The organism is Klenkia brasiliensis, from assembly GCF_900100695.1.
GTDB classification, from domain to species: Bacteria; Actinomycetota; Actinomycetes; order Mycobacteriales; family Geodermatophilaceae; genus Klenkia; species Klenkia brasiliensis.
The window spans coordinates 55,226-82,085 of record NZ_FNCF01000009.1 but is presented as its reverse complement, the minus strand read 5'-3'; the positions used below and the strand labels follow the sequence as shown (position 1 = coordinate 82,085).

General features: G+C 74.3%; 25 protein-coding genes. 6 read left to right on the top strand and 19 right to left on the bottom strand.

Annotation, left to right across the window (positions count from 1 at the left end; genetic code table 11):
* Positions 1–3 precede the first annotated feature (3 nt).
* Both BLT39_RS20840 and BLT39_RS20835 read left to right on the top strand, forming a co-directional pair.
* On the top strand, positions 4–768 hold the full coding sequence (locus tag BLT39_RS20840) for an SDR family NAD(P)-dependent oxidoreductase (RefSeq protein WP_207508280.1): 765 nt from the start codon (positions 4–6) through the stop codon (positions 766–768).
* Positions 769–893: 125 nt separating this feature from the next.
* The gene (locus BLT39_RS20835; protein WP_091068838.1) at positions 894–1,676 is read left to right on the top strand and encodes an SDR family NAD(P)-dependent oxidoreductase; all 783 of its coding nucleotides are present in this window, start codon (positions 894–896) and stop codon (positions 1,674–1,676) included.
* A 6-nt stretch (positions 1,677–1,682) separates the two neighbouring features.
* Here the strand turns inward: BLT39_RS20835 and BLT39_RS20830 are convergent, their stop codons facing one another.
* Positions 1,683–2,402, bottom strand: coding sequence for a mycothiol-dependent nitroreductase Rv2466c family protein (locus BLT39_RS20830; protein ID WP_091068834.1), 720 nt, complete (start codon positions 2,400–2,402; stop codon positions 1,683–1,685).
* A 16-nt stretch (positions 2,403–2,418) separates the two neighbouring features.
* Positions 2,419–3,126, bottom strand: coding sequence for a hypothetical protein (locus BLT39_RS20825; protein WP_131801531.1), 708 nt, complete (start codon positions 3,124–3,126; stop codon positions 2,419–2,421).
* A 179-nt stretch (positions 3,127–3,305) separates the two neighbouring features.
* Between BLT39_RS20825 and BLT39_RS20820 the strand changes: the two genes are divergently transcribed.
* Positions 3,306–5,972, top strand: a complete 2,667-nt coding sequence (locus BLT39_RS20820) for a putative bifunctional diguanylate cyclase/phosphodiesterase (protein WP_091068826.1) — start codon at positions 3,306–3,308, stop codon at positions 5,970–5,972.
* Here BLT39_RS20820 and BLT39_RS20815 read toward each other — a convergent pair.
* The 7 genes from BLT39_RS20815 to BLT39_RS20785 all read right to left on the bottom strand — a co-directional run bounded on the left by BLT39_RS20815 (position 5,949) and on the right by BLT39_RS20785 (position 12,273).
* Complete coding sequence (locus BLT39_RS20815; RefSeq protein WP_091068822.1) at positions 5,949–7,292, bottom strand: NAD(P)/FAD-dependent oxidoreductase; 1,344 nt, start codon at positions 7,290–7,292, stop codon at positions 5,949–5,951. The genes BLT39_RS20820 and BLT39_RS20815 overlap by 24 nt on opposite strands.
* A 77-nt stretch (positions 7,293–7,369) precedes the next feature.
* Positions 7,370–8,407 (bottom strand): L-glyceraldehyde 3-phosphate reductase, encoded by a 1,038-nt coding sequence (gene mgrA / locus BLT39_RS20810; RefSeq protein WP_091068819.1) that lies wholly within the window; start codon positions 8,405–8,407, stop codon positions 7,370–7,372.
* 25 nt (positions 8,408–8,432) lie between these two features.
* Complete coding sequence (locus tag BLT39_RS20805; protein ID WP_091068815.1) at positions 8,433–8,963, bottom strand: hypothetical protein; 531 nt, start codon at positions 8,961–8,963, stop codon at positions 8,433–8,435.
* Between the two features lie 18 nt (positions 8,964–8,981).
* The gene (locus BLT39_RS20800) at positions 8,982–9,200 is read right to left on the bottom strand and encodes a hypothetical protein (RefSeq protein WP_091068812.1); all 219 of its coding nucleotides are present in this window, start codon (positions 9,198–9,200) and stop codon (positions 8,982–8,984) included.
* 152 nt (positions 9,201–9,352) lie between these two features.
* Positions 9,353–10,558 carry an MFS transporter gene (locus tag BLT39_RS20795; RefSeq protein WP_091068808.1) on the bottom strand — a complete coding sequence of 402 codons (1,206 nt, stop codon included), beginning with the start codon at positions 10,556–10,558 and terminating at the stop codon, positions 9,353–9,355.
* Between the two features lie 12 nt (positions 10,559–10,570).
* Positions 10,571–11,053 (bottom strand): GNAT family N-acetyltransferase, encoded by a 483-nt coding sequence (locus BLT39_RS20790; RefSeq protein ID WP_091068805.1) that lies wholly within the window; start codon positions 11,051–11,053, stop codon positions 10,571–10,573.
* Positions 11,050–12,273 (bottom strand): saccharopine dehydrogenase family protein, encoded by a 1,224-nt coding sequence (locus BLT39_RS20785; protein ID WP_091068802.1) that lies wholly within the window; start codon positions 12,271–12,273, stop codon positions 11,050–11,052. Before BLT39_RS20785 ends, BLT39_RS20790 begins: the two co-directional genes overlap by 4 nt.
* 33 nt (positions 12,274–12,306) lie before the next feature.
* Here BLT39_RS20785 and BLT39_RS20780 point away from each other — a divergent pair, with 33 nt between their 5' ends.
* A complete protein-coding gene (locus BLT39_RS20780) occupies positions 12,307–12,870 on the top strand; it encodes an adenylyltransferase/cytidyltransferase family protein (protein ID WP_091068799.1) in 564 nt (187 codons plus the stop codon).
* Entirely contained in the window at positions 12,867–13,700 is an 834-nt protein-coding gene (locus BLT39_RS20775) for a deoxycytidylate deaminase (RefSeq protein ID WP_091068795.1), read from the top strand. Before BLT39_RS20780 ends, BLT39_RS20775 begins: the two co-directional genes overlap by 4 nt.
* On the opposite strand, the gene BLT39_RS20770 is transcribed toward BLT39_RS20775, so the two are convergent.
* The 10 genes from BLT39_RS20770 to BLT39_RS20725 all read right to left on the bottom strand — a co-directional run bounded on the left by BLT39_RS20770 (position 13,684) and on the right by BLT39_RS20725 (position 25,783).
* Positions 13,684–14,115: an HIT family protein gene (locus tag BLT39_RS20770; protein ID WP_207508278.1), complete on the bottom strand. Its 432-nt coding sequence runs from the start codon at positions 14,113–14,115 to the stop codon at positions 13,684–13,686. The two genes, BLT39_RS20775 and BLT39_RS20770, sit on opposite strands and share 17 nt — an antisense overlap.
* Positions 14,108–14,647, bottom strand: coding sequence for a dihydrofolate reductase (locus BLT39_RS20765; protein WP_091068792.1), 540 nt, complete (start codon positions 14,645–14,647; stop codon positions 14,108–14,110). The genes BLT39_RS20770 and BLT39_RS20765 overlap by 8 nt, the downstream gene beginning before the upstream one ends.
* Positions 14,644–15,552 carry a thymidylate synthase gene (gene thyA / locus BLT39_RS20760; protein ID WP_207508276.1) on the bottom strand — a complete coding sequence of 303 codons (909 nt, stop codon included), beginning with the start codon at positions 15,550–15,552 and terminating at the stop codon, positions 14,644–14,646. The genes BLT39_RS20765 and thyA overlap by 4 nt, the downstream gene beginning before the upstream one ends.
* Before the next feature lie 12 nt (positions 15,553–15,564).
* A complete protein-coding gene (locus BLT39_RS20755) occupies positions 15,565–17,322 on the bottom strand; it encodes a SpoIIE family protein phosphatase (protein ID WP_091068788.1) in 1,758 nt (585 codons plus the stop codon).
* Between the two features lie 15 nt (positions 17,323–17,337).
* Positions 17,338–18,342, bottom strand: a complete 1,005-nt coding sequence (locus BLT39_RS20750; protein WP_091068785.1) for a helix-turn-helix domain-containing protein — start codon at positions 18,340–18,342, stop codon at positions 17,338–17,340.
* A gap of 47 nt (positions 18,343–18,389) precedes the next feature.
* Positions 18,390–19,364 carry an alpha/beta hydrolase gene (locus BLT39_RS20745; protein ID WP_242658591.1) on the bottom strand — a complete coding sequence of 325 codons (975 nt, stop codon included), beginning with the start codon at positions 19,362–19,364 and terminating at the stop codon, positions 18,390–18,392.
* A gap of 279 nt (positions 19,365–19,643) precedes the next feature.
* Entirely contained in the window at positions 19,644–21,086 is a 1,443-nt protein-coding gene (locus BLT39_RS20740; RefSeq protein ID WP_165640350.1) for a serine/threonine-protein kinase, read from the bottom strand.
* A 127-nt stretch (positions 21,087–21,213) separates the two neighbouring features.
* Complete coding sequence (locus tag BLT39_RS20735; protein WP_091068776.1) at positions 21,214–24,075, bottom strand: vitamin B12-dependent ribonucleotide reductase; 2,862 nt, start codon at positions 24,073–24,075, stop codon at positions 21,214–21,216.
* 191 nt (positions 24,076–24,266) lie between these two features.
* A complete protein-coding gene (gene nrdR, locus BLT39_RS20730; protein ID WP_091068771.1) occupies positions 24,267–24,821 on the bottom strand; it encodes a transcriptional regulator NrdR in 555 nt (184 codons plus the stop codon).
* A 296-nt stretch (positions 24,822–25,117) separates the two neighbouring features.
* Positions 25,118–25,783 (bottom strand): LysM peptidoglycan-binding domain-containing protein, encoded by a 666-nt coding sequence (locus tag BLT39_RS20725; protein WP_091068766.1) that lies wholly within the window; start codon positions 25,781–25,783, stop codon positions 25,118–25,120.
* 257 nt (positions 25,784–26,040) lie between these two features.
* On the opposite strand from BLT39_RS20725, the gene lexA reads away from it, so the two are divergent.
* Positions 26,041–26,856 carry a transcriptional repressor LexA gene (lexA, locus tag BLT39_RS20720; RefSeq protein ID WP_091068762.1) on the top strand — a complete coding sequence of 272 codons (816 nt, stop codon included), beginning with the start codon at positions 26,041–26,043 and terminating at the stop codon, positions 26,854–26,856.
* The last annotated feature ends 4 nt before the right edge of the window (positions 26,857–26,860 follow it).

Below are 26,860 nucleotides of genomic sequence, written 5' to 3'. Positions count from 1 at the left end.
GTGGTGACGACCCGCACCCGTTCCCTGGTCACCGGTTCCTCCCGCGGCATCGGCGCCGCGATCGCGCACACGCTGGCCGCCCGGGGCGACGCCGTCGCCGTGCACGCCGGGCGCAACGTCGAGGCCGCCCGCGAGGTGCTCGCCGCCCTGCCCGGCGAGGGCCACGTGCTCGTCACCGGGGACCTCGCCGACCCGGCCGCCGTCGCCGCCCTGGTCGCCGATGCCGTCGCCGGCCTGGGCGGGGTGGACGTGCTGGTCAACAACGCCGCCGCGCACGACCCGCTGGTCATCGAGGAGTCGACCTACGAGCAGTGGCAGGCGTCCTGGCAGCGGATCCTGTCGGTCAACGTGGTCGGCACCGCGAACGTCAGCTGGCAGGTCGTGCGGCACCTGCTCGACCGACCCGAGGGACCGGACGGCGGCCGGGTCGTCACCGTCGGGTCGCGCGGGGCCTACCGCGGCGAGCCGCAGGCGATGGCCTACGGCGCGTCCAAGGCCGCGGTGCACTCCCTCACCCAGTCCCTCGCCCTGGCGCTGGGCGGGCACGGGATCGCGGTCAGCGCGGTGGCGCCGGGCTTCGTGGCCACCGACATGGCGACGTCGCTGCTGGCCGGCCCGGTGGGCGACGGCATCCGCGCGCAGAGCCCCTTCGGCCGGGTCGGCGAACCGCCGGAGGTCGCCGCCGCCGTCGCGTTCCTCACCGGCCCCGACGCCCTGTGGTGCAGCGGCGCCGTCCTCGACGTGAACGGCGCCTCCTACCTGCGCTGACCGGGTGGCCGGACATCCCTGACGGTGGCCGCACCGGGCAACGGCCGGCCACCGTGCACGACGTCCGGCCACCCCGCGGGCCAGGCCTGGCCCGGGAGGGCCAACCGGGCGGGTAGGTCGGGGGCATGACGACACCACCGCGCCCCCTCGCCCTGGTCACCGGTGCCTCCAGCGGCATCGGCCGGGAGATCGCCGACCGGCTCGCCCGGGAGGGGTTCGACCTCGTCCTGGCCGCCGAGGACGAGGTGGGGCTGGCCGCGGCTGCCCGGCGCACCGGCGGCCGCGGCGTGGACGTCGTGCAGGTGGTGGGCGACCTGCGCACCGGCTCGGCGGTCGAGGAGCTCGCCGCCGCCGTCGAGGACCGGCCGCTGGACGTGCTGGTGCTCGACGCCGGGGTCGGCGTCGGCGGTCCGTTCGTCGAGCAGGACGTCGCCGACGTGCTGTCGGTGGTCGACCTCGACGTGCGGTCCACCGTGCACCTGGCCCGGCTGCTCCTGCCCGGCATGGTCGAGCGGGCCCGCGGGCGGGTGCTGGTGCTGTCCTCGATCGCGGCGACCATGCCCGGCCCGCACCAGGCGGTCTACAACGCCTCGAAGTCCTTCGTGCAGAGCTGGGCCGAGGCGCTGCAGCGGGAGCTGTCGGGCACCGGCGTCACCGTGACCTCGCTGATGCCCGGCCCGGTGGACACCGCCTTCTTCGCCCGCGCCGGCCTGCTGGGCAGCCTCATGGGCAAGGGGCCCAAGGACGACCCGGCCGACGTCGCCCGCGAGGGCGTCGAGGCGCTGCTGGCCGGCAAGCGGAAGGTCTACGCCGCCTCGCCGCTGGTCAAGGTCGTGGGCGGGGTGAACGCCGTGCTGCCCGACGGGGTCAAGGCCGTGCTGCACGAGCAGGTGGCCAAGCTGCGCTGAGGCCGGTCAGCGCTTCTGCCGGCGGCTGCCGCCGTGCCAGTCCTCGGTCTCCCCCACCTCGCCCGGGGCGACGCCGAAGCTGCGCAGCTGGGGCCGCTCGCGCAGCGACCGCTTCAGCTCGGTGAACCCGGGGAAGGAGGCCAGGCCGATGACGTGGTCCCACAGGGCGACGGCGTCCTCGGGCGCGGGCAGCCGGCTGATGACCGGGCCGAAGAAGGCCAGCCCGTCCGGCGGGGCGAACTGCAGGACGGGGGTGCCGACGTCCTTGCCGGCCAGGGCCAGCGCCTCGTCGGTCTCGGCCTGCACGACGGCGTCCCGGGTGTCGTCGTCCAGGGCGTCGGCGAGGTCGGCCGACCAGCCGAGGTCGGCCAGCACCGGCTCGAGGAACTCCCGGGTGCCGCGGCGGTCGTGGCCGGGGGTGCCGCCGGTGGGCTCGGCGTCGTGGATGCCGTGCCCCACCGCGGTGTAGAACCGGCCGACGCCGTCGTCGCCGTGCTCGTCGCGGACCCGGGCGGCCACCCGCAGCAGCCGCAGGCCCGCGGTGTGCCCGGCCTCGTACTCGGGCGGGAAGTGGCTGGCGTAGTCGACGTGGGCGTTGAGCAGCCGCAGCGAGATGAAGCGCCACTCCACGCCGTACGCACGCTGCCGGGCCACCTCCTCGACCCACCGGCTGGTCAGCCAGGCGAAGGGGCAGACCGGGTCGAACCAGAAGCGGAGGTCGGTCACCGCCCCAGTCTGGCGGTCAGGGCAGGGGCACGCAGACCGCGTCGGCGTCGTCCGGGCACAGCGCGCCGACGGTCGGCGTCCCCGGGGTGTAGGGCACGTCGCCCCCGGAGTGCACCCGCAGGTGGTCGATGCGGATGTCGAGGGTGCCGAACACGTCGGCCCGGCCCTGCGGGGTCGCCGGGGTGACGGCGTCCTGCAGCACGACGTAGGCGGTGACCCGGTTGTCGCTCTGGTGCGACCAGAACGTGTCGACCGGCTGGAACGGCGGGTCGTCCTGGCAGTACGGCTGCGCCGCCCCGTCGAAGAACACCCCGATCGGGCCGACGTCGGCGGGGGTGGCGGCGGTGGTCGACACCGTCAGGTGCCCGGCCAGCTCGTCGCGCCCGTACCCCAGCGTGACCGGGACGTACTGCAGCGCGGCGTAGTCGACGCGGCAGCTCTCGGGCCAGTTCGGCATCGGCGGGACCAGACCGGTCTGCACCGGCCCGACGGTCACGGTGAGCTGGTCGGACCCGGCGCGTCCGCCGAGCGGGAGGGCGGCGACCTGCACCGGTCCGCGTGCCGCGGTCGGGGGCGCGGGCGAGGTCGCCGCGGCCACCGTGCCGGGGTCGGCCGCGGCCGACGTGGTGGCCGGTGCCTGGCCGAGCGCCGCACCCAGGCCGCAGCCCGCCGTCGTCGCCAGCACGGCCACCGCCACGACCGCCGTCCGCACCGCTCGTGCCACCGCTCCCCCGTCCGTCCCGGCGCAGGGTGCCACGCCGCCGGGCCCACCGGAAGCCGCCCGGCAGCTCACCCACAGGGGTGGCACAGCGGCTCCTGGGCTGCAGCGGGAGCAGGGGTGGTCGATGGACCAGCAGACCTCGAGCCAACGGGTCCCGTCCCCCCCGTTGCCTCGGAGGTCCGGTGCCCGGTCGCCGCACGTCCCCGTCCCGCCGTCGTCCCTCCCGGGGCGCACCCCTGTGGTCCTACCTGACCGCCCTGGTCGGCGTCCCGCTGATCGGGGTGGTGGTGCTGAGCTCGGTCATCGTCGACACCCGGCGCACCGAGGCGGCCAGCGCCGCCCGCGCCGAGCACGCCGTCCAGGTGACCGCCCTGCTCGACGAGGCCCGCCGCACCACCGAGAACGAGGCGGTGTGGGCGCTGTTGCTGTGGGCGGTGGACGACCCGGTCACGCTCACCACCACCGGGTTGCCGGTCGACCAGGTCGCCGCGCAGCGCCCGGTGCTCCTCGGCATCCAGGCCACCTACCGGGCGGCCACCGACGAGGCGCTCACCGGGCTCGCCTCCCGCCGGCCCGGCCTCGCCGGGTCCGTGCGGGAGGACCTGGCCGAGCTGCGCCGGGCCGGCGAGCAGCGCACGACCGGCCTGCACGGCCTCTACCTGCAGTACGTGTCGCTGTCGGACCGGCTGATGGCCGTCGAGCGCCGCACCGCCACCGACGCCGGTGCCGGCGGCACCCCGGCGGCCACCCGGGCGGCGATCGCCGACGCGCAGCTGCTGGCGGGCTACGCGCAGGCGGCCAGCCGGCAGATGCCGCTGTACCTGGGCTCGATGATCGACCAGGAGGCCGGCTCGCTGATCGGGACACGGCTGGGCTGGGAGACCGGCTGGCTGACCTACACCGACGCCCGCGCCCAGCTCGACGACCTCTCCGACCCCGCCACCGCGGCCCGGTGGCGGGCGTTCGCGGCCACGCCCGCCGTGGTCGGCCTGGACGCCGCCCTGGACCCGGCGGCCACCCCGCCGGGCGCGGTGCCGTCCGTCTCACAGATCGTGTCGCTGGCGCTGCAGCGCAGCGCCCGGGACACCGGCACCGCGGAGCTGACCGGCGCGGCGTTCCGGCGTGCCCAGCTGCTCGCCGAGGAGGACGCCGACGCCGCGACCGACCGGTCGACGTCCACCCTGGTGCTGGCCGGTGTGCTCGTCGCCGTGGCCGGGCTCGGCGCCGTGCTGCTGGCCCGCACCGTCGGGCGCTCGCTGGGCCGGCTGGCCGCGCAGGCCTCCGAGGTGAGCGAGGGCTCCCTGGTCGAGGTCGGCACCCGCGGGCCCCGCGAGGTGCGCACCGTCGGTGCGGCCCTCGGGACGGCGGTCGGCAGCCTGCGGCGGATCCAGGACCAGGCGCAGGCGGTGGCCGAGGGCGACCTGACCAACGTGCTGCTCGAGGAGCCGCTGCCCGGGCCGCTGGGCGCGGTGGTGCACGCCTCGGTGCAGCAGATCGTGGCCTCGGTGCGCCAGCGCGAGGAGCTGCAGTCGGCGCTGGCCCACCAGGCCGCGCACGACCCGCTCACCGACCTGCCCAACCGCGCGCAGGCGCTGGCGCTGACCGCGGCCGCGCTGAACCGGGCGCGCCGGTCCGGGGAGATGGTCGGCCTGCTGTTCGTGGACCTGGACGGGTTCAAGGCGGTCAACGACGGCTACGGCCACGCCTGCGGCGACGAGGTGCTCCGCGAGGTCGCCCGCCGGCTGCGCGGTCAGCTGCGCGGCGGGGACGTCGTCTGCCGGCTCGGCGGGGACGAGTTCGTCGTCCTGGTGGAGCCGGTCGACGCCGAGGCCGACCTGGTCGAGCTCGCCGAGCGGCTCATCGCCACCGTCGCGCGGCCGATCACCGCGCAGGGCCACCGGCTGACGGTCGGGGCGAGCGTCGGGGTGGCGGTCAGCCGCGACGCGGGCACCGACGCCGACGCGCTGTTCGCCGAGGCCGACACCGCCGCCTACCGGGCCAAGGCCCACGGCCGCGGCCGCGCGGAGGTGTTCGACGACGCGCTGCGCGCTCAGCTGACCGAGCGGTCGGAGCTGGAGCGGGCGATCGCCGACGGGCTGCGGGCCGGTGAGTTCGAGGTGCACTACCAGCCCGTGGTGGACGTCGGCACGTCCACGGTGGCCGGCTACGAGGCGCTGGTGCGGTGGAACCGCCCCGGCCACGGCGTCGTCCCGCCCGACGAGTTCATCCCGGTCGCCGAGTCCAGCCGGCTGGTCTGCGACCTGGACCGCTGGGTGCTCGGGCAGGCCACCGCGCAGCTGGCCGCCTGGCGGGCCGCGGCCGCCGGCGCGGCCGACCACGTCCGGATCGCGGTCAACCTGTCCGGCCGCAACCTCACCGACCGGCGGGTGGTCGACGACGTCGCCGCGGCCCTGGAGCGCTCCGGGCTGCCCGCCGACCGGCTGGTCCTGGAGGTCACCGAGACCGTCCTGGTCGACGACCCGGTCGCCACCGAGCACCTCGCCGCGCTGCGCCGGCTGGGGGCCTCGATCGCCATCGACGACTTCGGCACCGGCTACACCTCGATCGGCCAGCTGCGCGACCTGCCGGTGGACACCCTGAAGATCGACCGCAGCTTCGTCGGCTCGGCCGAGCCCGGGCACGACCAGCTGGTGGCGCTGATGATCCGGGCCGCGCACACCTTCGGCCTGGTCGTCGTCGCCGAGGGCGTGGAGGACGTCGACCAGCTGGGCCGGCTGCAGGTCGAGCGGTGCGACCTCGCCCAGGGCTGGTGGTTCGGCCGCGCCCTCCCGGCCGACCAGGCCGGGGAGCTGCTGCAGGGGACCTCAGCCGCGCAGGTGCGCCTGTGACTGCTGGGCGGTGCTGACCAGCGCCTGGTCGGGCCTGATGCGGGTCACCTCCACCGACTGCGCGGGCAGCAGCGCGGCCAGCAACCAGTCGGTGCCCACCCGGACCCGGTTGGCCATGGAGGGCAGCGCGTAGAGGTGGTAGCCGCGCGCGACCAGCTTGGCCAGCGGCCCGTGCAGCTTGATGCCCAGCGGCTTGGCGATCGCGTCGGTCCCGCCGAGGTCGGCGACCAGGCCGAGGTCGTGGTGCCGGTAGTCCTTCGCGGTGCCGAGGCCCAGGCTCGCGGCCACGTTGCGGCCCAGCGCGGCGCCCTGCCGCTGCGCGTGCTGCGCGGTCGGCGGGGTGAGCGGGGTGCCCTCCTGGGTGAGGTCGGGGACGGCGGCGGCGTCGCCACCGGCGAAGACGCCCTCGGCGCCGGGGACCGTGAGGTCGGGCCGGACGACGAGGCGCCCCTTCTCCAGCGGCAGGTCGAGGGTCTGCACGAGCGGGCTGGCCGCCACCCCCGCGCCCCAGACGAGCGTGCGGCTGGGGATGACCGAGCCGTCGGTCAGCTCCGTCTCGCCGTCGCGGGCCTCCTTCACCGTCACGCCGAGCCGCACGTCGATGCCGCGGCGGCGCAGTGCACCCAGCGCCTTCTCCCCCAGCTCGGGGCCGAGCTCGGGCAACACGCTCTTGGCCAGGTCGACGAGCACCCAGCGGATGTCCTCGGGCCGCACGGTCGACCAGCGGGCGGCGATGGTGCCCAGCCAGTACTGCAGCTGGGCGACGATCTCGGTACCGGTGTACCCGGCGCCGACCGCGACGACGGTCATCCGGGCCCGGCGCTCGGCGTCGTGCTCGGGGCCGGCCGGCAGCGCGTCGGCGCGGTCGAGCTGGCGGAGCAGGTGGTCGCGCAGGAACTGGGCCTCGACCAGGGTCTTCACCCCGTGCGCCCGCTCGGCGACCCCGGGGATGTCGAACTGGCGGGTGATCGACCCGGGCACCAGCACCAGCCGGTCGTAGGACAGCGTGACGACGTCCTCGGTGGCGCCGCCGTCGTCCGTCGTCCGGACCGTCACGGTCTGCGCCCCGTGGTCGACCGCGGTGGCGCTGCCCAGCACGACCCGGGTGCGGCGCAGTCGCTGGCGCAGGCTGATCGCGATGTGCCGGGGCTCGACGACGCCGGCGCTGACGTCGGGCAGCAGCGGGCTGTAGAGCAGGTAGTCGCTGGGGTTGACCAGGACCAGCTCGGCGGCGTCGGCCGGCAGGGTCTTCTCCAGGGTGCGCAGCGCGTGGAAACCGGCGAACCCGCCTCCGACGACGACGATCCGGGGGCGGTCCATGGCGGTCTCCTCGAGCAGCGGGTGCGGGGCTGGTCTGCACCTGCCCCGCACCCACCGGGTCGAACCCGTCTCGTGTGTCACCCCGCGGCGGTGCGGGGGGCCTCCCAGAGGTCGATGCCGGAGTCGACGGCGTGCCGGTCGATGGTGGCGAGCTCGTCGTCGGTGAAGGCCAGGTTCGTCAGGGCGCCCACGTTGTCCTCGAGCTGGCGGACACTGCTGGCCCCGACCAGCACCGTGGTGACCCGCTCGTCGCGCAGCGCCCACGCGAGCGCGAGCTGGGCCAGGGTCTGCCCCCGGCCCTCGGCGATCCCGTTCAGCGCGCGGACGTGGTCCAGCGCCTCGTCGGTGAGCAGGTCGCGCGACAGCGACTTGTCCTGGCTGGCCCGCGAGCCCTCCGGGATGCCGTCCAGGTACTTGGAGGTGAGCATGCCCTGGGCCAGCGGGGAGAACGCGATGCAGCCGGCGCCCACCTCGGCGAGGACGTCGAGCAGGCCCTCGGTCTCGATCCAGCGGTTGAGCATCGAGTAGCTGGGCTGGTGGATGAACAGCGGCGTGCCCAGGTCGGCCAGGATCGCCGCGGCCCGCCGGGTGTCCTCGGGGCCGTAGGAGGAGATGCCCGCGTAGAGGGCCTTGCCGCTGGTGACGGCGGTGTGCAGCGCACCCATCGTCTCCTCCAGCGGCGTGGTCGGGTCGGGACGGTGGCTGTAGAAGACGTCCACGTACTCCAGGCCCATCCGCTGCAGCGACTGGTCCAGGCTGGCCAGCACGTACTTGCGCCCGCCGCCGCCCTGGCCGTAGGGGCCGGGCCACATGTCGTAGCCGGCCTTGCTGGAGATGACCAGCTCGTCGCGGTGGGGGCGGAAGTCGTCGCGCAGGTGCCGGCCGAAGTTGGTCTCGGCCGAGCCGTAGGGCGGGCCGTAGTTGTTCGCCAGGTCGAAGTGGGTGATGCCCAGGTCGAAGGCGCGGCGCAGCACGTCGCGCTGCCGGTCGAAGGGCACGTCGTCGCCGAAGTTGTGCCACAGCCCCAGGCTGATCGCGGGCAGGTCGGTGCCGCTGCGTCCGGTGCGGCGGTAGGTCATGTCGTCGTAGCGGTTCTGCGCCGCCTCGTAGGCCATGCCCCCGATCCTGCCCGGCGCGGGTTCAGCCGGCTGCGGCGCCGTCCGCCGCAGCCCACGCCGCCCAGCGCTCGTCCGTCCCCGCCCGCCACCGCAGCGCCTCGCGCGCGGATGTCGTCGTCGCCCAGCCCCAGGCGAGTGCGTTGACGCTCAGCACGACCCCCACGGCGTACTTGTCCGCCGTGACCCCCCGGATGGACCAGATGGCTGTGCCGACGACGACGAACACGACCGCCGCGGGCAGGGCGAAGCGCGCCAACCGGGTGCGCAGCAGGTCCGCGGCCGCCGTGTCGACGACGGCCAGGGACATCCCCTCGGGCACGCTGCCGGTGCGCAGGGCCCGGGCGGCGCACGCCTCGGTGACGGACGGGCCCCTGGTGGTCACGAGGGCCAGGAGGATGACCAGCCCGATGGCGTAGGCCACCACGGTCGCGAGCACCGGGCCGTCCACCATGTTCACCAGCCCGACGGACACCCAGGTCAGCGGCGCGACCGAGCAGGCGATGCGCCCCCGGGCACGCCAGACCCACGACCTGGGGACGGCGGGCGGGGCCACGGGGTGAGGGTAGGGCGATCAGCCGCCGCAGGCGGGGCAGGCATCAGCGGCGGACGGGTCCCACGGTGCGCTGCCGACCGCCACGACCGCGCCGCACACCGCCAGCTCCGGCCCGCCGTCCAGCTCGTCGGCGCCGCGGTGGGTCTCCACGGCGTGCACGTGGGTGCAGCCGGCCTGCCAGCGGGCCGGGGCGGTGGCGGGGCAGATGCCGGCGAGGAGGGAGGTCGTCGTGGTCACGGACCGATCCTGCGGCCGGGCGCGCGCGGGCGGGGACGCCCTTGACGCCGTCCTGACGGTCGGCACCCCGATCCTGACGGCCCGGCGCCGCGGACCGCGGAGTCCCCGCCCTCTCCGACGTCCGCGAGGGGGCGGGAACCCCGCGACCGGCGTCAGGACGGGGTGTCGACGGCGAGCCGGGCCGGGAGGAGCTCGCGGGCGGTGGCGAGACCGGCGACCGCGAGGACGGCAGCGGCGCCCCAGAACACCGCGGGCAGGCCGGCACCGGCGGCCACGACGCCACCCAGCGCAGCACCGACCGGGGCGATCCCCCACGTCGCGAACCGGTAGGCGCTGCTCACCCGGCCCTGCAGCAGGTCGGGGACGACGGACTGCCGGTAGCTCGACGACACCACGTTGAACGCGAAGGCCGCGACCCCGACGACACCCAGCAGCAGACCGGCCACCACCGCGCTGCGGGTGAGCGCCAGGCCGACGTCGGCCAGCACGGTCAGCGCGACGGTGACCACGATCAGCGGGCCGGTCCCCATCCAGCGCTCCGCCCGGGGCGCGGCCGCCGCGCCGAGCACGCCGCCGACGGCGACGCCGGTGAGCAGCAGGCCGTACGCCGACGGCGGCACCTGCAGCCGCTCCAGCGCGTAGAGCACCAGGACGCCGAGGACCGCCGTCTCGGTCAGGTTCCAGACGGTCAGCAGCACCACCAGCGACCGCAGCCGCCGGTGCCGCCACAGCCAGCGGACACCGTCGCCGATCTCCCGGGTGAGGCCGGTACCGCTGCTCTCCGGTGCCCGGAACCGGCTGCGGATCGCGAACACCAGCGCCGCCGAGCCCACGAAGGACACCGCGTCCACCGCGAACGGGACGGCGGGGTGCGCGACGAACAACCAGCTGCCCACGGGAGGGCCGACGAACAGCCCGGCCAGGACCGTGCCCGTGTAGAGCCGGCTGTTGGCGGCCGGTAGCTGGTCCCGGGCGACCAGCGAGGGCAGCGCGGCCTGGCCGGCGCTGTCGAACAGGGTGCTGATCGAGGCCGCCGCGAAGGCCGCCGCGCACAGCACCCACAGCGACGCCGCGCCCACCAGCACGCCCAGGGCCAGCCCGGCCATGACCAGCGCGCTGGCCAGGTCGCACAGCCACATCGTGCGGCGGCGGTCCCACCGGTCGGCCAGCGCGCCGGTGTGCAGGGCCAGCAGCAACCAGGGCAGCCCGGCGAAGACGCTGACCAGGGCCACCTGGCGGGGGTCGCGGGTGAGGGAGGCGGCCAGCAGCGGCAGACCGGCGCTGGCCACGCCGCCGCCCAGCCGCGACACCACGGCGGCCGACCACAGCCGCCAGAAGTCCGCGCCGAGCCGCCCCATGACCTGCGGACCCTAGCCGGGCAGGCGGCGGACCAGCACCGCCCGGCGGCCGTGCCGGTCCAGGCCCAGCTGCTGCTCGTGCGCCCGCAGCGCGGCCAGTGCAGGCGGCGGGTCCGGGTCCTCCACGAACCCGTGCCGGGCGTAGAACGGCCCGTTCCACGGCACGTCGGCGTAGGTGCACAGCGTCACCCGGTCCGCCCCGGCGGCCCGGGCCTCCTCGACGGCGGCCTCGACCAGCGCGCCGCCCAGCCCGCGGCGGCCGTGCGCGGGGTGCACCGACAGCTGCTCCAGGTGGACGGCGCCGTCCAGCTGCTCGAGGACGGCGAACCCCACCACCGGCCGGCCGGTCGCCAGCACCCGCCACGACCGGGCCCGGTCGGCGGCGGTGGCCGGCGGCGGCAGGTCGGTGATGCCGAGCGGGGCGAACAGCTGGTCGGCCGCCGCCTCCACCTCCGGCAGCTGCGCCAGGTCCTCGGCGGTGGCGCGGCGGATCACGTCAGCTCGGTGACCTCGTAGGTGTGCCCGGCCGCGCGCAACCGGTCGGCCAGGACCGTGCCGAACGCCGTCGCCGGGGTCAGCGAGCCGGCCCGGTCGGGCAGGTCGTCCAGGGCCAGCGAGAGCCCCGCCTCCCCCAGCATGACCGCGGTGGCCGCGTAGCCCGGGTCACCCGCACCGGCGGCCACCGACCGGTAGCGCCGGCCCGACTCCGTCGTCCCCGTGGTGACCATGCGGAAGAAGCCGCGGGCCCGGGCGGCGGCGTCGGGGCCCTCGCCCGGCTTGGGCAGCACCCGGTCCAGCAGCGCCGCCGTCGGGCGGAAGGCCATCGCCGACACCCCGGCCAGCAGACCCCCGGTGACCGCCCCGGCGGCCACCGCGCCGCCGATGCCCTTCCCGGTGGCCATGACCTCCCCGTAGGAGAACCCGCGGCCGTAGGCCCAGTCCTGCAGCGCGTTGCTGCGCCGCACGACGCGGGTGTTGAACGACGCCATCACGAACGGCGCGGACCACCGGCCGTCGGCCGTGCGGGTGGGCAGCGAGCCGTCGCGGGGCTGGCGGGTGGCGGGCTCGGCGGACCGGTCGGGGCTGAGCGTGAACGGGTGCCCGACCACCCGGCGCAGCTCGGGCCGCTCCTGCAGCGCGCCGACCTGGGCCCGCATGGAGTCGATCGTGCCGCCGGAGAAGCCGCCCCTGGCGGTGGCCACGGTCTGCACGTCGGTCAGCCCGCCGGCGCCGTCGGCGGCGGCCCGCCGGGCCAGCTCGGCCACGGCGAGGTCGGAGGGGATGGAGTCGTAGCCGCAGGCGTGCACGATCCGCGCGCCGGTCGAGCGGGCCAGCTCGTCGGTGGCGTCGATGGCGTCGCGGACGAAGAGCACCTCACCGGTCAGGTCGGCGTAGTGCGTGCCGGCCCGGGCGCAGGCCTCGACCAACGGCAGGCCGTAGCGGGCGTAGGGGCCGACGGTGGTGACCACGACGCGGGCGCTGCCGGCGAGCTCGTCCAGCGCGGCGCGGTCGGCGGAGTCGGCCACCAGCACCGGCCAGCTGCGGCCCCGCTGCGGCAGGTCGGCGCGGACCATCTCGACCTTGGCGCGGGTGCGGCCGGCGAGGGCGATCCGGGCGCCGTCGGGGGCGTGCTCGGCGAGGTGGGCGGCGACCAGGCGGCCGACGAACCCGCTGGCACCGAACAGGACGACGTCGAACGGGCGCTCGCTGCTCATCGGCCCATCCTCGCTGACCGGTAACCTCCCCGCGTGACCGGGAACCCGGAGCCGGGCCGGCTCTACAGCGACCTGTTCCAGGACGCGTCGCACTTCGAGGAACGCTTCGTCGACGACCTCGACCGGCTGGCCGCGATGAGCTCGGCGCTGAAGACCCTGGGGCTGCGGGTGGTGCTCACCAGCGGGTCCTTCGACATGATCCACGAGGGGCACAGCCGCTACCTGGAGAAGGCCCGCTCGATGGGCGGCTTCCTCATCGTCGGCGTGGACAGCGACGAGAAGGTCCGCCGCCGCAAGGGCCCCTCCCGCCCCGCAGTGCCGGAGATGGAGCGGCTGCGGATGGTCACCCACCAGCGCGGGGTGGGCATCGTGACCCTCAAGCACGTCGAGCACGAGCAGTGGGCGCTGATCAAGGCGGTGCGCCCCAGCGTGCTGGTGGCCACCGCGGAGACCTACACCGCCGACGAGGTGGCCCGGCTCGAGGCCGAGTACTGCGACCGGGTGGTGGTGCTGGACCGCATGTCGACGGTGAGCACGTCGGCGCGGCTGCGGCTCATCCACCTCGCCGACGCCGCCGGGCGCGACCCCGAGTCGTGACCCAGCTGCTGCTGCACGCGCCGGTCTACCACGCCGGGCACCGCCGGCTGCTCGCCGCGCACCCGGAGATCGACCGGGTGCTGCTGCTCGGCGACGGGTTCGCCGAGCGGTTCCCGGCGATGCGCAAGGAGATCCGCGGCCTGGACGCCGCCGTCGTCGGGCGCGTGCTGGCGGCCGAGCACGGGGTCGACGTCCGGGTCGTGCAGCCGGCGGACCTCCCGGCCGCGCTGGACGACGTGGTGCTCGCCGCCGACGAGTCGGTCACCCGCGAGCTGGCCGCCGACTGCCCCGGCACCCGGTTCGAGTTCGTCCCGGTGTTCCTGCGCTGGGACCGGCAGTGGGCGCTGGAGGAGCGGCCCGCCGGGGCCAGCGCGGGGACGACGACCGACCCGGTGCACGTGGCGCTCATGCAGCAGGCGGTCGCGGCGGGCGAGAGGTCCTCGGACTGGTGGCGCCAGGTCGGTGCGCTCGCCGCCCGCGACGGGCAGGTGCTGGCCACCAGCCACAACCGGCACCAGCCCACCGAGCACGCGCCCTACGTCGACGGCGACCCCCGCAACGAGTTCTCGCGCGGACTGCGTGCCGACCTGTCCACCGCGATCCACGCGGAGGCCTCGCTGGTCGGGCAGGCCGCGGCGGGCGCCTTCGACACCGCGGGCGCGGACCTCTACGTCTCGGCGTTCCCGTGCCCGGCGTGCGCCTACCTGGTCGCCGAGGCCCGGTTCGCCCGCTGCTTCTTCCGCGGGTCGTACTCCCTGCTCGACGCCGAGGCGATCCTGGCCGGTGCCGGGGTGGAGCTGGTCTGGGTGGACCTCAGCGCGCCGAGCTGAACCGCATCCGCAGCGGCTGCTCGCCGTCGGGCACCAGCACGTGCAGGTGCACGTGGGCGATGGTGCCGCCGGTGCCCTCGCAGGGACCGTTGCGCATGCCCAGCCCGTACGGGCCGCGGTCCTCCCCGCGGACGGCGCGCAGCACGGTCCACAGGTCGGCGCGGGCGGCGTCGTCGAGGTCCAGCACGTCGGTGACGTGCGCGCGCGGCACCAGCAGCAGGTGCCGGGCCGCACCCCGGTAGGGGAAGTCGTTGTGCAGCGCCCGCCAGTGCGCGGTCTCGGTGACGACGTCGCCGCCGCCGACCTCGGTGCCGGCGTCGGCGCAGAACAGGCAGACACCGCGCGCCTCCAGGTCGGCCATCCGGGCCACCTGCTCGGGGGTGCGGGCGTTGGCCGGGCAGTAGAGGTCAGCCACGGGTGAGCGTCTCGAACGTGACGCCGGTGCCCGACGCCGTCGTCAGGTCGCGGCTGTCGGCGACGGTGAACCCGTCCAGCCAGCCCTCGGGCATCCGGGTGTCGCCGCCGGGGGTCAGGTGCACCCGGGTGAGGTGCACCGTGGCGACCTGCGGCAGCGCCTGCCGGTAGATCTGGGCGCCGCCCATGACGACGACGTCCGGGTGCGGCGCGTCGGCGGCCAGCCGGCCGGCCAGCCCCAGCGCGGCGTCCAGGTCGGGCACGACGGTGGCCGCGCCCGGCGTCCACACCTGCGGCCCGTCCGGCGGGGTGCTGCCGCTGACCACGACGGTGTGCCGGCCGGGCAGCGGCCGGCCCAGCCGCGCGGTCACCGACTCGTGGGTGAGCCGGCCGGCGACGACGACGTGGCCGGTGGTCAGCTCGCGGAAGCGGCGCAGGTCCTCGCTGATGTGCCAGGGCAGCCCGTTGCGGTCACCGATCACGCCGTCGTCGGCGACCGCGACCACCAGCGACAGCGTCACGGGGCCGGTCACGAGGCGACCGGGATGCCGCGGATGGCCGGGTGCGGCTCGTAGTCCGACAGCTGGAAGTGGGTGGCCCGGAAGTCGTGGATGTCGGTGACCGCCCGGCCCTCCTCGGTGAGGGTCAGCGTGGGCAACCGCCGCGGCTCGCGGGTGATCATCTCGTGCACGGCGTCGAGCTGGTCGACGTAGACGTGGGCGTCGCTGATGGTGTGGTGGAAGGTGCCCGGCCGGGTGCCGGTCAGCTGGGCCAGCATGAGCAGCAGCGCGGCGTACTGCGCCATGTTCGACGGCACGCCGACGGGCACGTCGCCGGAGCGCTGGAACATGTGCAGGTGCAGCGTGCCGCCCAGCACGCGCACGTGCACCCAGCCGTGGCAGGGCGCGATCGTCGTCCCGGGGGTCTTGCCCTCGCCCCGCACCTGGTACTGCGGGATCCACGGCGAGACGAAGTGGGTGCGCAGCTCGGGCAGCTCGGTGATCTGCTCGACGAGGTGGGCGAACTGGTCCATCGGCTCGCGCCCGGGCGGGGCCGGGAAGTCGTGGAAGGCGCCGCCGTAGGAGCCCGGGCCCAGCGAGCCGTCGGGCAGGCCGCGCTTGCGGGTCTTCTCCGGGGTCGCCCAGGCGTCCCACCAGTCGCAGCCGAACGCGGCGAACTCCTCGACGGTGGTGGCGCCGTTGATGAAGGCGCACAGCTCGCCGACCGCCTTGGGCCAGAAGCCCTTGATGGACCGCTCGGTGATCAGCGGGAACCCGTTGCGCAGCGGGTAGCGGGTGGTCTGCTGCATGAGGGTCAGCGCCTCGACGCCCTGCCGGGTCGGCGTCCGCTCCCCCTCGGTGACGATCGCCCGCAGGACCGCGGCGTACTGGCCGTCGGGGGTGCGCTCGGCGAACGGCAGGTACAGGTCGTCGGTCACCGGGACAGGTTCTCAGCCCAGCTGGACGACCAGGACGGCGGTGTCGTCCAGCCGGCCGGTCACCAGCTCGACCGCGGCGTCCACCACCTCGGCCGGCGGCGCACCGACCGGCAGGCCCTGCACCGTGGCCACCAGCCGGGCGATGCCGAGGTCCAGGTCGCGGGCCCGGTCGCCCGGGTGGTGGGGCTGCTCGACCAGCCCGTCGGTGTAGAGGACCAGCTGAGACCCGGCGGGCAGCGCACGCTCCTGCGTGCGGCGGCGGGCACCGGGGGCCGCACCCAGCAGCAGGTCGTGCGCGCCGCCGAGCGGTTCGACGTCCCCGCCCGGCAGCCGGAGGAGCACCGGCGGGTGGCCGGCGTTGGTGTGCCGCACGGTCCAGGGGCCGCTGTCCGTGGTCGGGCGGCTGGCCTGCACGACGGCGGCGGTGGCCAGGCCGGGCACGTGCAGCACGTCCATCAGCCGGTCCACGGCGGTGAGGACGGCGGCCGGGTCCGGCGGCGGGTCGTCCCAGCTGCGGGAGCGGATGAGGTCGCGCAGGGTGCCCATGGTGGCCGCGGCGTCGATGTCGTGGCCGGCGACGTCGGCGACCACCGCACCGACCGACCCGCCGGGCAGGTCGAGCAGGTCGTAGAGGTCACCGCCCACCGCCGCGCCCAGGACCGCGCTGCGGTAGGCCGCCGCGGCCGTCACGCCGGGCAGGTCGGGCAGGCCGGGCAGCAGGGCGCGCTGCAGGCTCTCGGCGACGGTGGCCTCGCGGACGTAGCGGCGGGCGTTGGCCAGCGCCTGCCCGGCTCGCCGGCCGAGGTCCTCGGCCACCTCGAGGTCACCCTGCGGGAAGGGCTGCGGGGTGGCGCGCACGAGCACCATCGCGCCCCACGTGCTGTCGGGGGCGGCGAGGGGGACGGCGGCCAGCGCGCCGGTGCCGAGCTCGCCGAAGACGGCGGCGGACAGCCCGCGGCCGTAGGGGGCCAACCCGTCGGGGGTGAGGTGGGCGACGGTGACGGGGGACCCGGTGGCGACCGCCTGCGCGGCGGGGGCGGCGGGCGGGAGGGGGCGCCCCTCGTAGGCACGGCGCACCTGGTCCAGCGCGGCCTCGTGGCCCTCGGGGGCGTGGTGGCGGGTGGTCACCCGCACGACCGTGCCGGTCTCGTCGGTCTCGGCGACGAACAGCCAGTCCGCCAGCGGCGGGACGCAGAGGTCGGCCAGCTGGGCGACGATCGCGTCGGGGTCCAGGGACGCCGACAGCGTGGTGGTGGCCGCCGACATCAGCTGCAGCCGGCGGTGCGCGGACTGCAGCGAGATGCGGGCGGCGGTCTCCCGGGCGAGGGCTGCCTCGGTGGCGGCGCGGGCGGCGTCGCGCTCGGCACCGGCCACCACCTCGGCGGTGACGTCGGACTGCACGCCCACGTAGGCCACGACGCGCTCGCCCTCGAGCACCGGGTCGATGCTCAGCCGGTTCCAGAACTCCTGGCCGTCGGCGCGGTGGTTGAGGAGGGTGACGGTGACCGAGCGCTGCTCGCGGATGGCCCGCCGGATCGCGGCGACGGCGTCGGGGTCGGTGTCCTCGCCCTGCAGGAAGCTGCAGTTGCGGCCGACGGCGTCCTCGGCCGCGTAGCCGGTGGTCGCGGTGAAGGCGGGGTTGACCCAGACCAGCGGGTTCCCGGGCAGTTCGGGGTCGGAGATGGTGACGCTGACCTCGGTGGCCTGCAGGGCGAGCAGGGTCAGGGCGTCGAGGCCGAGCGGTACCTCCTGCCCTCCCGACAGCTCCACGTCGGGGAACTGTAGTCAGCCGACCGTGTTGCGCCCCACTGACTGGCCTGCGCGGGAGCGGGCGGCGCGGCGCAGGTGCAGGGCCAGCTGCAGGCGCAGCCGACCGGCCGGGTCCCGCAGGTCCCACCCCAGCAGCTGCTCGGCGTGCTGCAGCCGGTCCTGCAGCGTCGAGTGGTGCAGGTGCAGCGCCCGGGCGGCGTCGCGCTGGCTGCCGGTGGTGGCGACGGCGTCGAGGGTCGTCAGCACCCACGGACCGGCGGCGGCGGCCGCGTCCAGCGCCTGCACGTCGGGCAGCGGCGGGGCGTCGTCTGCGGCCTCGACCAGCAGCAGCACGGTGCCGACCTCGTCGGCGTGCACCACCCGGGGGCCGGGGTCCTCGGGCGTGCCCTCGGCGGTGAGCCGGAGGGCCAGGGCGGCCAGCGCGGCCGAGCGCGGCAGCTCGTCGACCAGGACGGCGGGGCCGGTGCCGCAGCGCACCCCGACCGGCGAGGACTCCCCCGCCCCGGTGACCGCCCAGCGTCCGTCGGCCAGGGCGACCGCCCGCGCGGGGCCGGCCAGCCCCAGCCGGCGGGCCGCGGCCGACCGGTCCGCCGGCGCAGCGGCGGGGTCGAGCACCACCTCGACGGAGGCCGGGTCGGCGCCGGGCCGGCCGCGCCGGGTGCGGTCCAGCACCGTGCCCACCGCGGCCGCGGCCCGCTCGAGGACCACGGCGTCGCGGGTGCCGGCCGGGCCGGGTCGCTCCAGCAGCAGGGTCCCGCCCGTGCCCTCCACGGCCACGGACGGCCACGCCGGGTCCGGGTCGGGCCCGGCCTCCAGCACGCCGTCCGGGCGGGACCGGACGACGAGGCCGCGGTCGGGGTCGGCCCAGCGGACCGGGCAGCCGGCGAGGCCTGCCGCCCCCCGGACCACGTCCTGCAGACCGGCACGGGCGGCGAGCAGCGCGTCGAAGTGGCCCACCGCCCGCAGTGCCGCGGCCATCTCGGGGTCCAGCGCGGCCAACCGCATCGCCAGGTCGTTCACCGCGTCATCGTGGCCCCGCGCAGGTGCGGGGCACCAGACCCCACGGGTCAGGCGCCCAGCAGGCGGCGCAGCCAGGCGATCCGGGCCGCTCGCGCCGCCTGCGAGATGGCGGCGTCGGGGACGAACATGTCGAACCCGTGGCAGCCACCGGGCCACACGTGCAGCTCGGCGACGCCCCCGGCGGCCCAGATCCGGGAGGCGTAGGCGATGTCCTCGTCGCGGAAGGTCTCGGCCGACGCCACGTCGATGAACGCCGGCGGCAGGCCGGAGAGGTCGGTGGCACGGGCGGGCGCGGCGTAGGCCGGGACGTCGGGCCCGCCGACCGCGTCGCCGAGCAGCGCCGTCCAGCCGGTCGCGTTGGAGGTCCGGTCCCAGACCCCGACGCCGGCCATCTGCTGCGCCGAGCCGGAGTCGTTGCGGTCGTCGAGCATCGGGTAGATCAGCACCTGGCCGGCGAGGGCGATCTCCCCGCGGTCCCGGGCCATGAGGGCCAGTGCGGCGGCGAGGCCTCCCCCGGCGCTGGCCCCGGCGACCAGCACGCGCTCGGGGTCGACTCCGAGCTCGGCGGCCTCCCGGACGGTCCACAGCAGGGCGGCGTAGCAGTCCTCCACCGGTCCGGGGTGCGGGGTCTCCGGGGCGAGCCGGTACTCCACGGAGACCACGACCAGGCCGAGCTCGGCAGCCCACCCGGCGACCTCGAGCAGCCCGGTGCGGGCGTCGCCGATGATCATGCCGCCGCCGTGGGTGTGCAGGACGGCCGGCACCGGGCCGGCCGCCGCCGTCGGCTGCAGCACGATGACCTCGACCTCGCCGTCGGGACCGGGCACCGTGCGGGTGCTGACCCGCAGGGCGCCGCCGAGGGACAGCTCCTCGTCGGTGGGCGGCGGCACCAGCGGGTTGGGCTGGCGCAGCAGCGGGATCATCTCCGGCGTCAGCGAGGACGGCAGCGCCTCGCCCACCGCGTCCAGCGCGGCGGCGACCTCGGGGTCGAAGGGCGGGCGCGGCAGCGACGTCGTCGTCACGGGGTCTCCTCGGACCGGGGCGGTCCGGGTGACCGCCGTCACCATCCTGGCCCCGGGCGGCCGTGCACCCCAGCGCCACCCGGCGGAGCCTGCCCGCCAGATGGCGGGGGCGACCCGCCAGGTGGAGGACACACCTGACATTGCTCGCTTCCGGTCTACCCAGTCAACGGACAAATGCGTCCGCCCCATCAAGCCTCATACACATTCCAACGTAAGCCGTGTCCAACCACTCGTAGAGGCGGTCACGCCTTTGCCCTGAACAACACTGGGGACATAGCCCTACTGGCGCCATGTTCCTTGCGGTTGACCTTCGGGCATGGAGGCTGGCCGGGAAAGACGTCCCTGCACCCCGGCGCCGAACCATCCAACCCACCGGTCGACGAATTCATCCAAGTCGCCTGGAAGGAGTTCGGTGAAGGGCCAAGCAACCTGAGCGTCGGCCATGCCCCTCGATAAGGCTGCACCGGAGATCTCGTTCGGCGGCAGCGAATAAGGATCCTGCCCGCCCTCCATGCGCATTCGCATCAGTGGCGTGTCCATGAACGCGGTCTCGTACCACGCATACCTACCCTCGTCTACGGCGTCACAGAAGAAGAGGGAATGGCTCCGACCTTCATAGCTTCGAGACGATCCCGGAATCCTAATCGTGATTATTGCATACGAGATTACGTCTATCGCGGGCTTTCTGTCGCGCCAATCGGATTGCTCATAGGATCTCGCGCCCGAGAAACCAATTTGCACGTTACCCAACTCGCCAATCCAACCGTCCGGCCGACGTGCGACCGCTGTCGTTGGAGCTAGGTCGATGACCGTATCTAAAAGTGTCTCGGAAATTCTATTGAGCGACCGAGACGCGTCCGCAGCCAACAGCTCACGACGCTCCTTCTCGGAACGAGCACGCGACGCTGCAATCTCTTCGCTTCGCCGCTGCTCAGTTATTTGCTGATAGGCGCCCGCAAGCATCGCGGCACCTGGTGTTGATTTGGCGTCGACTACTCGTTGGAGTCGCACCAGCAGGTTAGCCGGTGCCGGACGCGCTTGAGGGGACTTGAACAAGCATTCTTCAATGAGGGACGCCAGACGCGGTGCCACGTCAGGAAGAGCAGGCGGATCTTGGTGAAGGTGCTGGTCACGAAAGTCCGGCCCCTCGAACGGTAACCTCCCAGCGAGGAGCTCGTACGCAATGACACCCAGTGCATAAACATCAACGGCGGCCGTCGCGGACTCCATGCGCCACCGTTCGGGGGCCAAGTACTGTGGCGTTCCGGACCATTTATGTGTTTGGGTAGCCGTCGCAGCTTCAACGTATCGAGAAATGCCAAAATCTGCCAGATTCCAGTGCCCGGCAATCGACAGAACATTCTCCGGCTTGATATCGCGGTGAACGACTCGACCATCCAAGTCAGCCAGGGCGGCGGCGATATCAGTAAGGACATGCAGCACGTCCCGCAACGACAATGCCGGACCGTCCGACTGCATACGATCGCGTAACGAACTCACCGCGAGCGGCATCACGATCCAGTAGGAGGTTTCGGTCTCACCTGAATCAATTACGGGAGCGACGTTGCGAACTTGACCATCGGGACCCGTCAGATCAGCAAACAGAAGTTCTCTCGATGCGCCTGGATTCTTCGGAATCACCTTCGCAGCGGCCTCGGTGCCATCTTCACTGACTGCTAGAAAGACCGCACCATAACCACCGCGACCGAGCGACCGGCCCAACTGCCAACGCTGACCGAGTTGGATATAGGTCGGCGGCATCAGATCCCCAGTCGACGAGGTATGGGTAGAGGCGGGGGTGCTGCTGGGACGCTGACCAAGGTTCTTCAACGTCCCAGCAGCTAGCCAATCAGCTGCAGCCGCTGGTGGAGCCGCAGCCCTCGCAGACGTAGCAGCTGCCGGCGGGGCGCATCTTCGTGCCGCAGGTCATGCACAGCGGCGCGTCGGTGGCGGTGCCGGTCACCAGCTCCAGCAGCTCGGCCGAGGAGTGGGCCTCCTTGACCGACTTCGGGCCGGCGGGGGTCACCTCCTCCTTGGCGGGCGCCTCGGTGGGGGCCGAGCCGCGCAGCGCCTCGAGGTCCACGTCCTCCTCGACGACCGCGGTGGAGGCCGAGCCGTAGGACCCGGCGACCTGCGCGGCGCGCTCCTCGGCGGTGAAGATGCCGAGGTTGGCCCGCTTCTCCACCGGCAGGTGGTCCAGCGCCAGGCGACGGAAGATGTAGTCCATCACCGACTGGGCGATCCGGATGTCCGGGTCGTCGGTCATGCCGGCCGGCTCGAAGCGCATGTTGGTGAACTTGGAGATGTAAGTCTCCAGCGGCACACCGTGCTGCAGCGCCAGCGAGATCCCGATCGAGAAGGCGTCCATGACACCGGCCAGGGTCGAGCCCTGCTTGCCCAGCTTGAGGAAGACCTCGCCGAGGCTGCCGTCCTCGTACATGCCGGCGGTCATGTAGCCCTCGGCACCGGCCACCGAGAAGGAGGTGGTCATGCTGGTGCGCTTCTTGGGCAGCCGCTTGCGGACCGGGTGGGCCAGGGTGGCGGCGACGGGGGCCGGCGCGGCCTCCTCGACCTTGTCCTTCTTCTTGCCGCCGTCGGACAGCGGCTGGCCGACCTTGCAGTTGTCGCGGTAGATCGCCAGGGCCTTGATGCCCATCTTCCAGCCCTGGAAGTAGATGTTCTCGACCTCCTCGACGGTCGCCGTCTCCGGCATGTTGACCGTCTTGGAGATGGCGCCGGAGATGAAGGGCTGCACCGCGGCCATCATCCGGACGTGGCCCATCGGGGAGATGGCCCGCTCGCCCATGGCGCAGTCGAAGACCTCGTAGTGCTCCGGGCGCAGGCTCGGGGCGTCGACCACGTGGCCGTGCTCGGCGATGAACTCGACGATGGCCTCGACCTGCTCGTCCTGGTAGCCCAGGCTCTTCAGCGCCCGCGGGACCGTCTGGTTGACGATCTGCATGGAGCCGCCGCCGACCAGCTTCTTGAACTTGACCAGCGAGAAGTCCGGCTCGATGCCGGTCGTGTCGCAGTCCATCATGAAGCCGATGGTGCCGGTGGGGGCCAGCACCGAGGCCTGCGCGTTGCGCCAGCCGTTGGTCGCGCCGACGGCCAGGCACTCCTGCCACTGGGCGGTGGCGGCCTTGAGCACGTCGGCGTCGTCGGCGCCGACGGGGCGGATGGCGTCGTTGGCGGCGGCGTGCTTGCGCATGACCCGGGCGTGGGCCGAGGCGTTGCGGGCGTAGCCGTCGTAGGCGCCGACGACGCCGGCCAGCTCGGCCGAGCGGCGGTAGGCGGTGCCGGTCATCAGCGAGGTGATGGCCGCAGCCAGGGTCTGCCCGCCCCGGGAGTCGTAGGCGTGGCCGGTGGCCATGAGCAGCGCACCGAGGTTGGCGTAGCCGATGCCCAGCTGACGGTAGGCGCGAGTGGTGTCGCCGATCGGCTCGGTCGGGAAGTCGGCGAAGCAGATGGAGATGTCCATCGCGGTGATGATCAGCTCGACGGCGCGGGTGAACAAGGTCGCGTCGAAGGTGCCGTCGGCCCGCAGGAACTTCATGAGGTTCAGCGAGGCCAGGTTGCACGAGCTGTTGTCCAGGCTCATGTACTCCGAGCAGGGGTTGGACGCGTTGATCCGGCCCGTCTCGGGGTTGGTGTGCCAGTCGTTGATCGTGTCGTCGTACTGGATGCCGGGGTCGGCGCACTCCCACGCGGCCTGGGTGACCTTGCGGAACAGGTCCTTGGCGTCGACGGTCTCGATGACCGAGCCGTCGGTGCGCGAGCGCAGGCCGAAGCCGGTGCCCTCCTCGACGGCGCGCATGAACTCGTCGTTGACGCGGACGGAGTTGTTGGCGTTCTGGTACTGGACGCTGGTGATGTCCTTGCCACCGAGGTCCATGTCGTAGCCGGCGTCGCGCAGCGCGCGGATCTTGTCCTCCTCGCGCGCCTTGGTCTCGACGAACTCCTCGATGTCGGGGTGGTCGATGTCCAGCACGACCATCTTCGCGGCCCGGCGGGTCGCGCCGCCGGACTTGATGGTCCCGGCCGAGGCGTCGGCGCCGCGCATGAAGGAGACCGGGCCCGAGGCGGTGCCGCCGGAGGACAGCAGCTCCTTGGAGGAGCGGATGCGGGAGAGGTTCAGGCCGGCACCGGAGCCGCCCTTGAAGATCAGGCCCTCCTCGCGGTACCAGTTCAGGATCGAGTCCATCGTGTCGTCGACGGCGAGGATGAAGCAGGCGCTGACCTGCTGCGGCGACGCGGTGCCGACGTTGAACCAGACCGGGGAGTTGAAGCTGAAGTACTGGTGCAGCAGCATCCAGGTCAGCTCGTGCTCGAACAGCTCGGCGTCGCCCTCGGTGGCGAAGTAGCCGTGGTCGCGGCCGGCCTGGGTGTAGGTGAGCACCACGCGGTCGATGAGCTGGCGCAGGCTGGTCTCGCGGGCGGGGGTGCCCACCGCGCCGCGGAAGTACTTGGTCGTGACGATGTTGGTGGCGTTGATCGACCACTCCGACGGGAACTCCACGCCCCGCTGCTCGAAGTTGATCGACCCGTCGCGCCAGTTTACCATGACGACGTCCCGGCGCTCCCAGGTCACCTCGTCGTAGGGGTGCACGCCGGCGGTGGTGAACACGCGCTGGACGGTGATGCCCTTGCGCTCGGCGGACTTGCCGGCGCGCTTGCGCCCGTTCGAGATGCGGTCGGTGGTCTCGGTCAAGACTCCCCCTGGGATTCGGTGTGGCTGCGCCGGCCGGTGGGTCGGAGCGGGTGGCGTCGACGTGACGCCGGTGCTGCTGGGTGTGCCGTGGTGCAGGGCGTGGTGCGTGGGTGGTGCGGGCGGCCGCGGCGACGGTGCCGGGCGGGCCCCGGCGGCGGGGAAGTCCGCGGAGGGCGTGCGATCGGCTGCGGTCAGCCGATCGGGTCGGTGGCGCCCGGGGGCGCGTCGGCGGAGACGCTGCCGCCCGCGCGCGGGATCACCGGCGGCGGCAGGTCGGCGGAGGCGATCTCGGCCACGGACGCGCGCTTGGCGCGCATCTCGGCGATCTCCTTCTCGAAGTCCGCCGCGGAGCTGAAGGAGCGGTAGACGCTGGCGAACCGGAGGTAGGCCACCTCGTCGAGGTCGCGCAGCGGTCGCAGGATGGCCAGCCCGACCTCGTGGCTGGGCACCTCGGCCGACCCGGTGCAGCGCACGGCGTCCTCGACCTGGGCCGCGAGCACGGCGAGTTGGTCCTCGTCGACGGGACGTCCCTGGCAGGCGCGGCGCACACCGGCGATGACCTTGGACCGGTTGAACGGCTCGGTCACCCCGCTGCGCTTGACGACGGCCAGCACCGCCTCCTCGACGGTGGTGAACCGCCGGCCGCAGCCGGGGCAGGACCGACGGCGGCGGGTGGTCGCCCCCTCGTCGGTCTCCCGCGAGTCGACGACGCGGCTGTCGGGGTTGTGGCAGAACGGGCAGCGCACCGGATCGTCTCCTCCCGGGAACGGGACGGTTCCCTGTGGACCCCGCGGGGGACATCCGGTGGACGACCTCGGGGAAAGCTGGGGAACAGCCTGTGGATGGAACAACATCTCTGTAACTACTAGATGTTGTGGTGACCCTAGCTCTGCACCCCTACTGGTACGCAACCCGAAACCGGCGTGTCGTCTTCCAGATGTCGACGACGGCGGCGGCAGCCGCTGGGCACGTCTGCACCCCAGCCGTCCCACCCGTCGCTGACGCGCCCTGGACCAGCACGGGCACCGCCCGAGAGGCCGGCTCAGGGCAGCAGCAGCACCTGGCCGGGCACCAGGTCGGCGCCCTGGATGCCGTTGACGTCCTGCAGGGCGTCGACCACCTCGCGCGGGTCGGACCCGGGTGCGACGGCGCGCGCGATGGACCACAGGGTGTCGCCGCTGTGCACGGTCACCGTCGCGCGGCCCGCGAGCTCCAGCTCCGGGCCCGCCGAGGACCCGGAGAGCGCCGGACCCACGAGAGCGGCCACGGCGACGGCGGTGACCACGCCCAGCCCGCCCAGCACCAGGCGGCCGCGCCGGGTCAGCCGCACGGGGACCGGCGGGCGCTGATCGACGCGCAGTCGTACCGGCCCACCCACCCCCGCCGGCGAGACGTCCCCGGACGCGACCCCGACGGGGACCACCGGGGCGGGGGCCGCCGCGCGCAGGCCGCGGACGGGGGCCGGCACCGGCGGCCGGTCCTGGGGACGCAGCGGCACGACGACCGCACCCACGCCGGCGGACCGCGCCGGACGCTTCGGCAGCGGCAGCACCGCCGCCGCCTCCCGCGTCACCGGCTCCACGGCGGCCAGCCGGCGGCCGGCGGGGTGGTGCGCGCGCGACGCGGCCCGGCCGGCGTCCCGGCTGGTGGCGACGGGCTGGAGGGTGCGGATGGAGGTGGTGGGCAGGGGGGTCGCGGTGCCGGCCATGGTGGTCGCTCCTCATCCTTCGGCGGACCCTCGGCGGGCCCTCTCGGCTCGAACGGTTGTTCGATCGAACGTCTGTGCGATGTCTACCGCACGGGTCCGACAAAATCGAGGGGACGCGGCGCGGTCTTCGAACACGTGTTTGAACAATCGGCTCCGGGGCGTTACTGTCCGTGTCGATCACCCGGACGGCAGGCGACCCCGCCCGCCGTCCCACCCGGACCGGACGGCCGCCGCACGGCGGCCGGCGAGGAGGACACGTGGCCAGCGCGGGAGACACCCCCGGCGGGACGACCGGGAGCGGCGGGCGGCGCAGCCGGGCCAAGGCGGCCACGGGCACCACCACGTCCACCCCGTCCACCACCGGTGCGTCGGTGCGGGAGTTCCCCGAGCGCGGCGAGGCCGGCGACGGGCTCACCCAGCGGCAGCGCCGGGTCCTGGAGGTCATCCGCGACTCCGTCGAGCGGCGCGGCTACCCGCCGAGCGTCCGGGAGATCGGCGAGGCGGTCGGGCTGTCCTCGGCGTCGTCGGTGGCCCACCAGCTGTCGGTGCTGCAGAAGAAGGGCTGGCTGCGCCGCGACCCCAACCGGCCGCGGGCCCTCGACGTCCGGATGCCCGGCGAGCTCCCCGAGGCCGACACCTCGGCCGCCGGCCTGGCCGCGGCCGGTGCCGCCAGCGGCACCGACGACCCCCGGGTGCCGGCACCCACCTACGTGCCGCTGGTCGGCCGGATCGCCGCCGGTGGTCCGGTGCTGGCCGAGCAGGCCGTCGAGGAGGTGTTCCCGCTGCCCCGCGAGCTGGTCGGCGAGGGCACACTGTTCATGCTCAAGGTCACCGGTGAGTCGATGGTCGACGCCGCCATCTGCGACGGCGACTGGGTGGTGGTCCGCCAGCAGGCCACGGCCGAGAACGGCGAGATCGTCGCCGCGATGATCGACGGCGAGGCCACCGTGAAGACCTACAAGCGGCGGGACGGGCACGTCTGGCTGCTGCCGCACAACCCGGCCTTCGAGCCCATACCCGGCGACGACGCCACCGTGCTCGGCCGGGTGGTCACGGTCCTGCGGCGGGTCTGAGCCC

Coding starts and splice junctions, on each gene's coding strand:
- BLT39_RS20835 (WP_091068838.1), top strand. CDS start 894: ATGACGACACCACCGCGCCCCCTCGCCCTGGTCACCGGTGCCTCCAGC.
- BLT39_RS20815 (WP_091068822.1), bottom strand. CDS start 7,292: ATGGACCGCCCCCGGATCGTCGTCGTCGGAGGCGGGTTCGCCGGTTTC.
- mgrA (WP_091068819.1), bottom strand. CDS start 8,407: ATGGCCTACGAGGCGGCGCAGAACCGCTACGACGACATGACCTACCGC.
- BLT39_RS20795 (WP_091068808.1), bottom strand. CDS start 10,558: ATGGGGCGGCTCGGCGCGGACTTCTGGCGGCTGTGGTCGGCCGCCGTG.
- BLT39_RS20785 (WP_091068802.1), bottom strand. CDS start 12,273: ATGAGCAGCGAGCGCCCGTTCGACGTCGTCCTGTTCGGTGCCAGCGGG.
- BLT39_RS20725 (WP_091068766.1), bottom strand. CDS start 25,783: ATGGCCGGCACCGCGACCCCCCTGCCCACCACCTCCATCCGCACCCTC.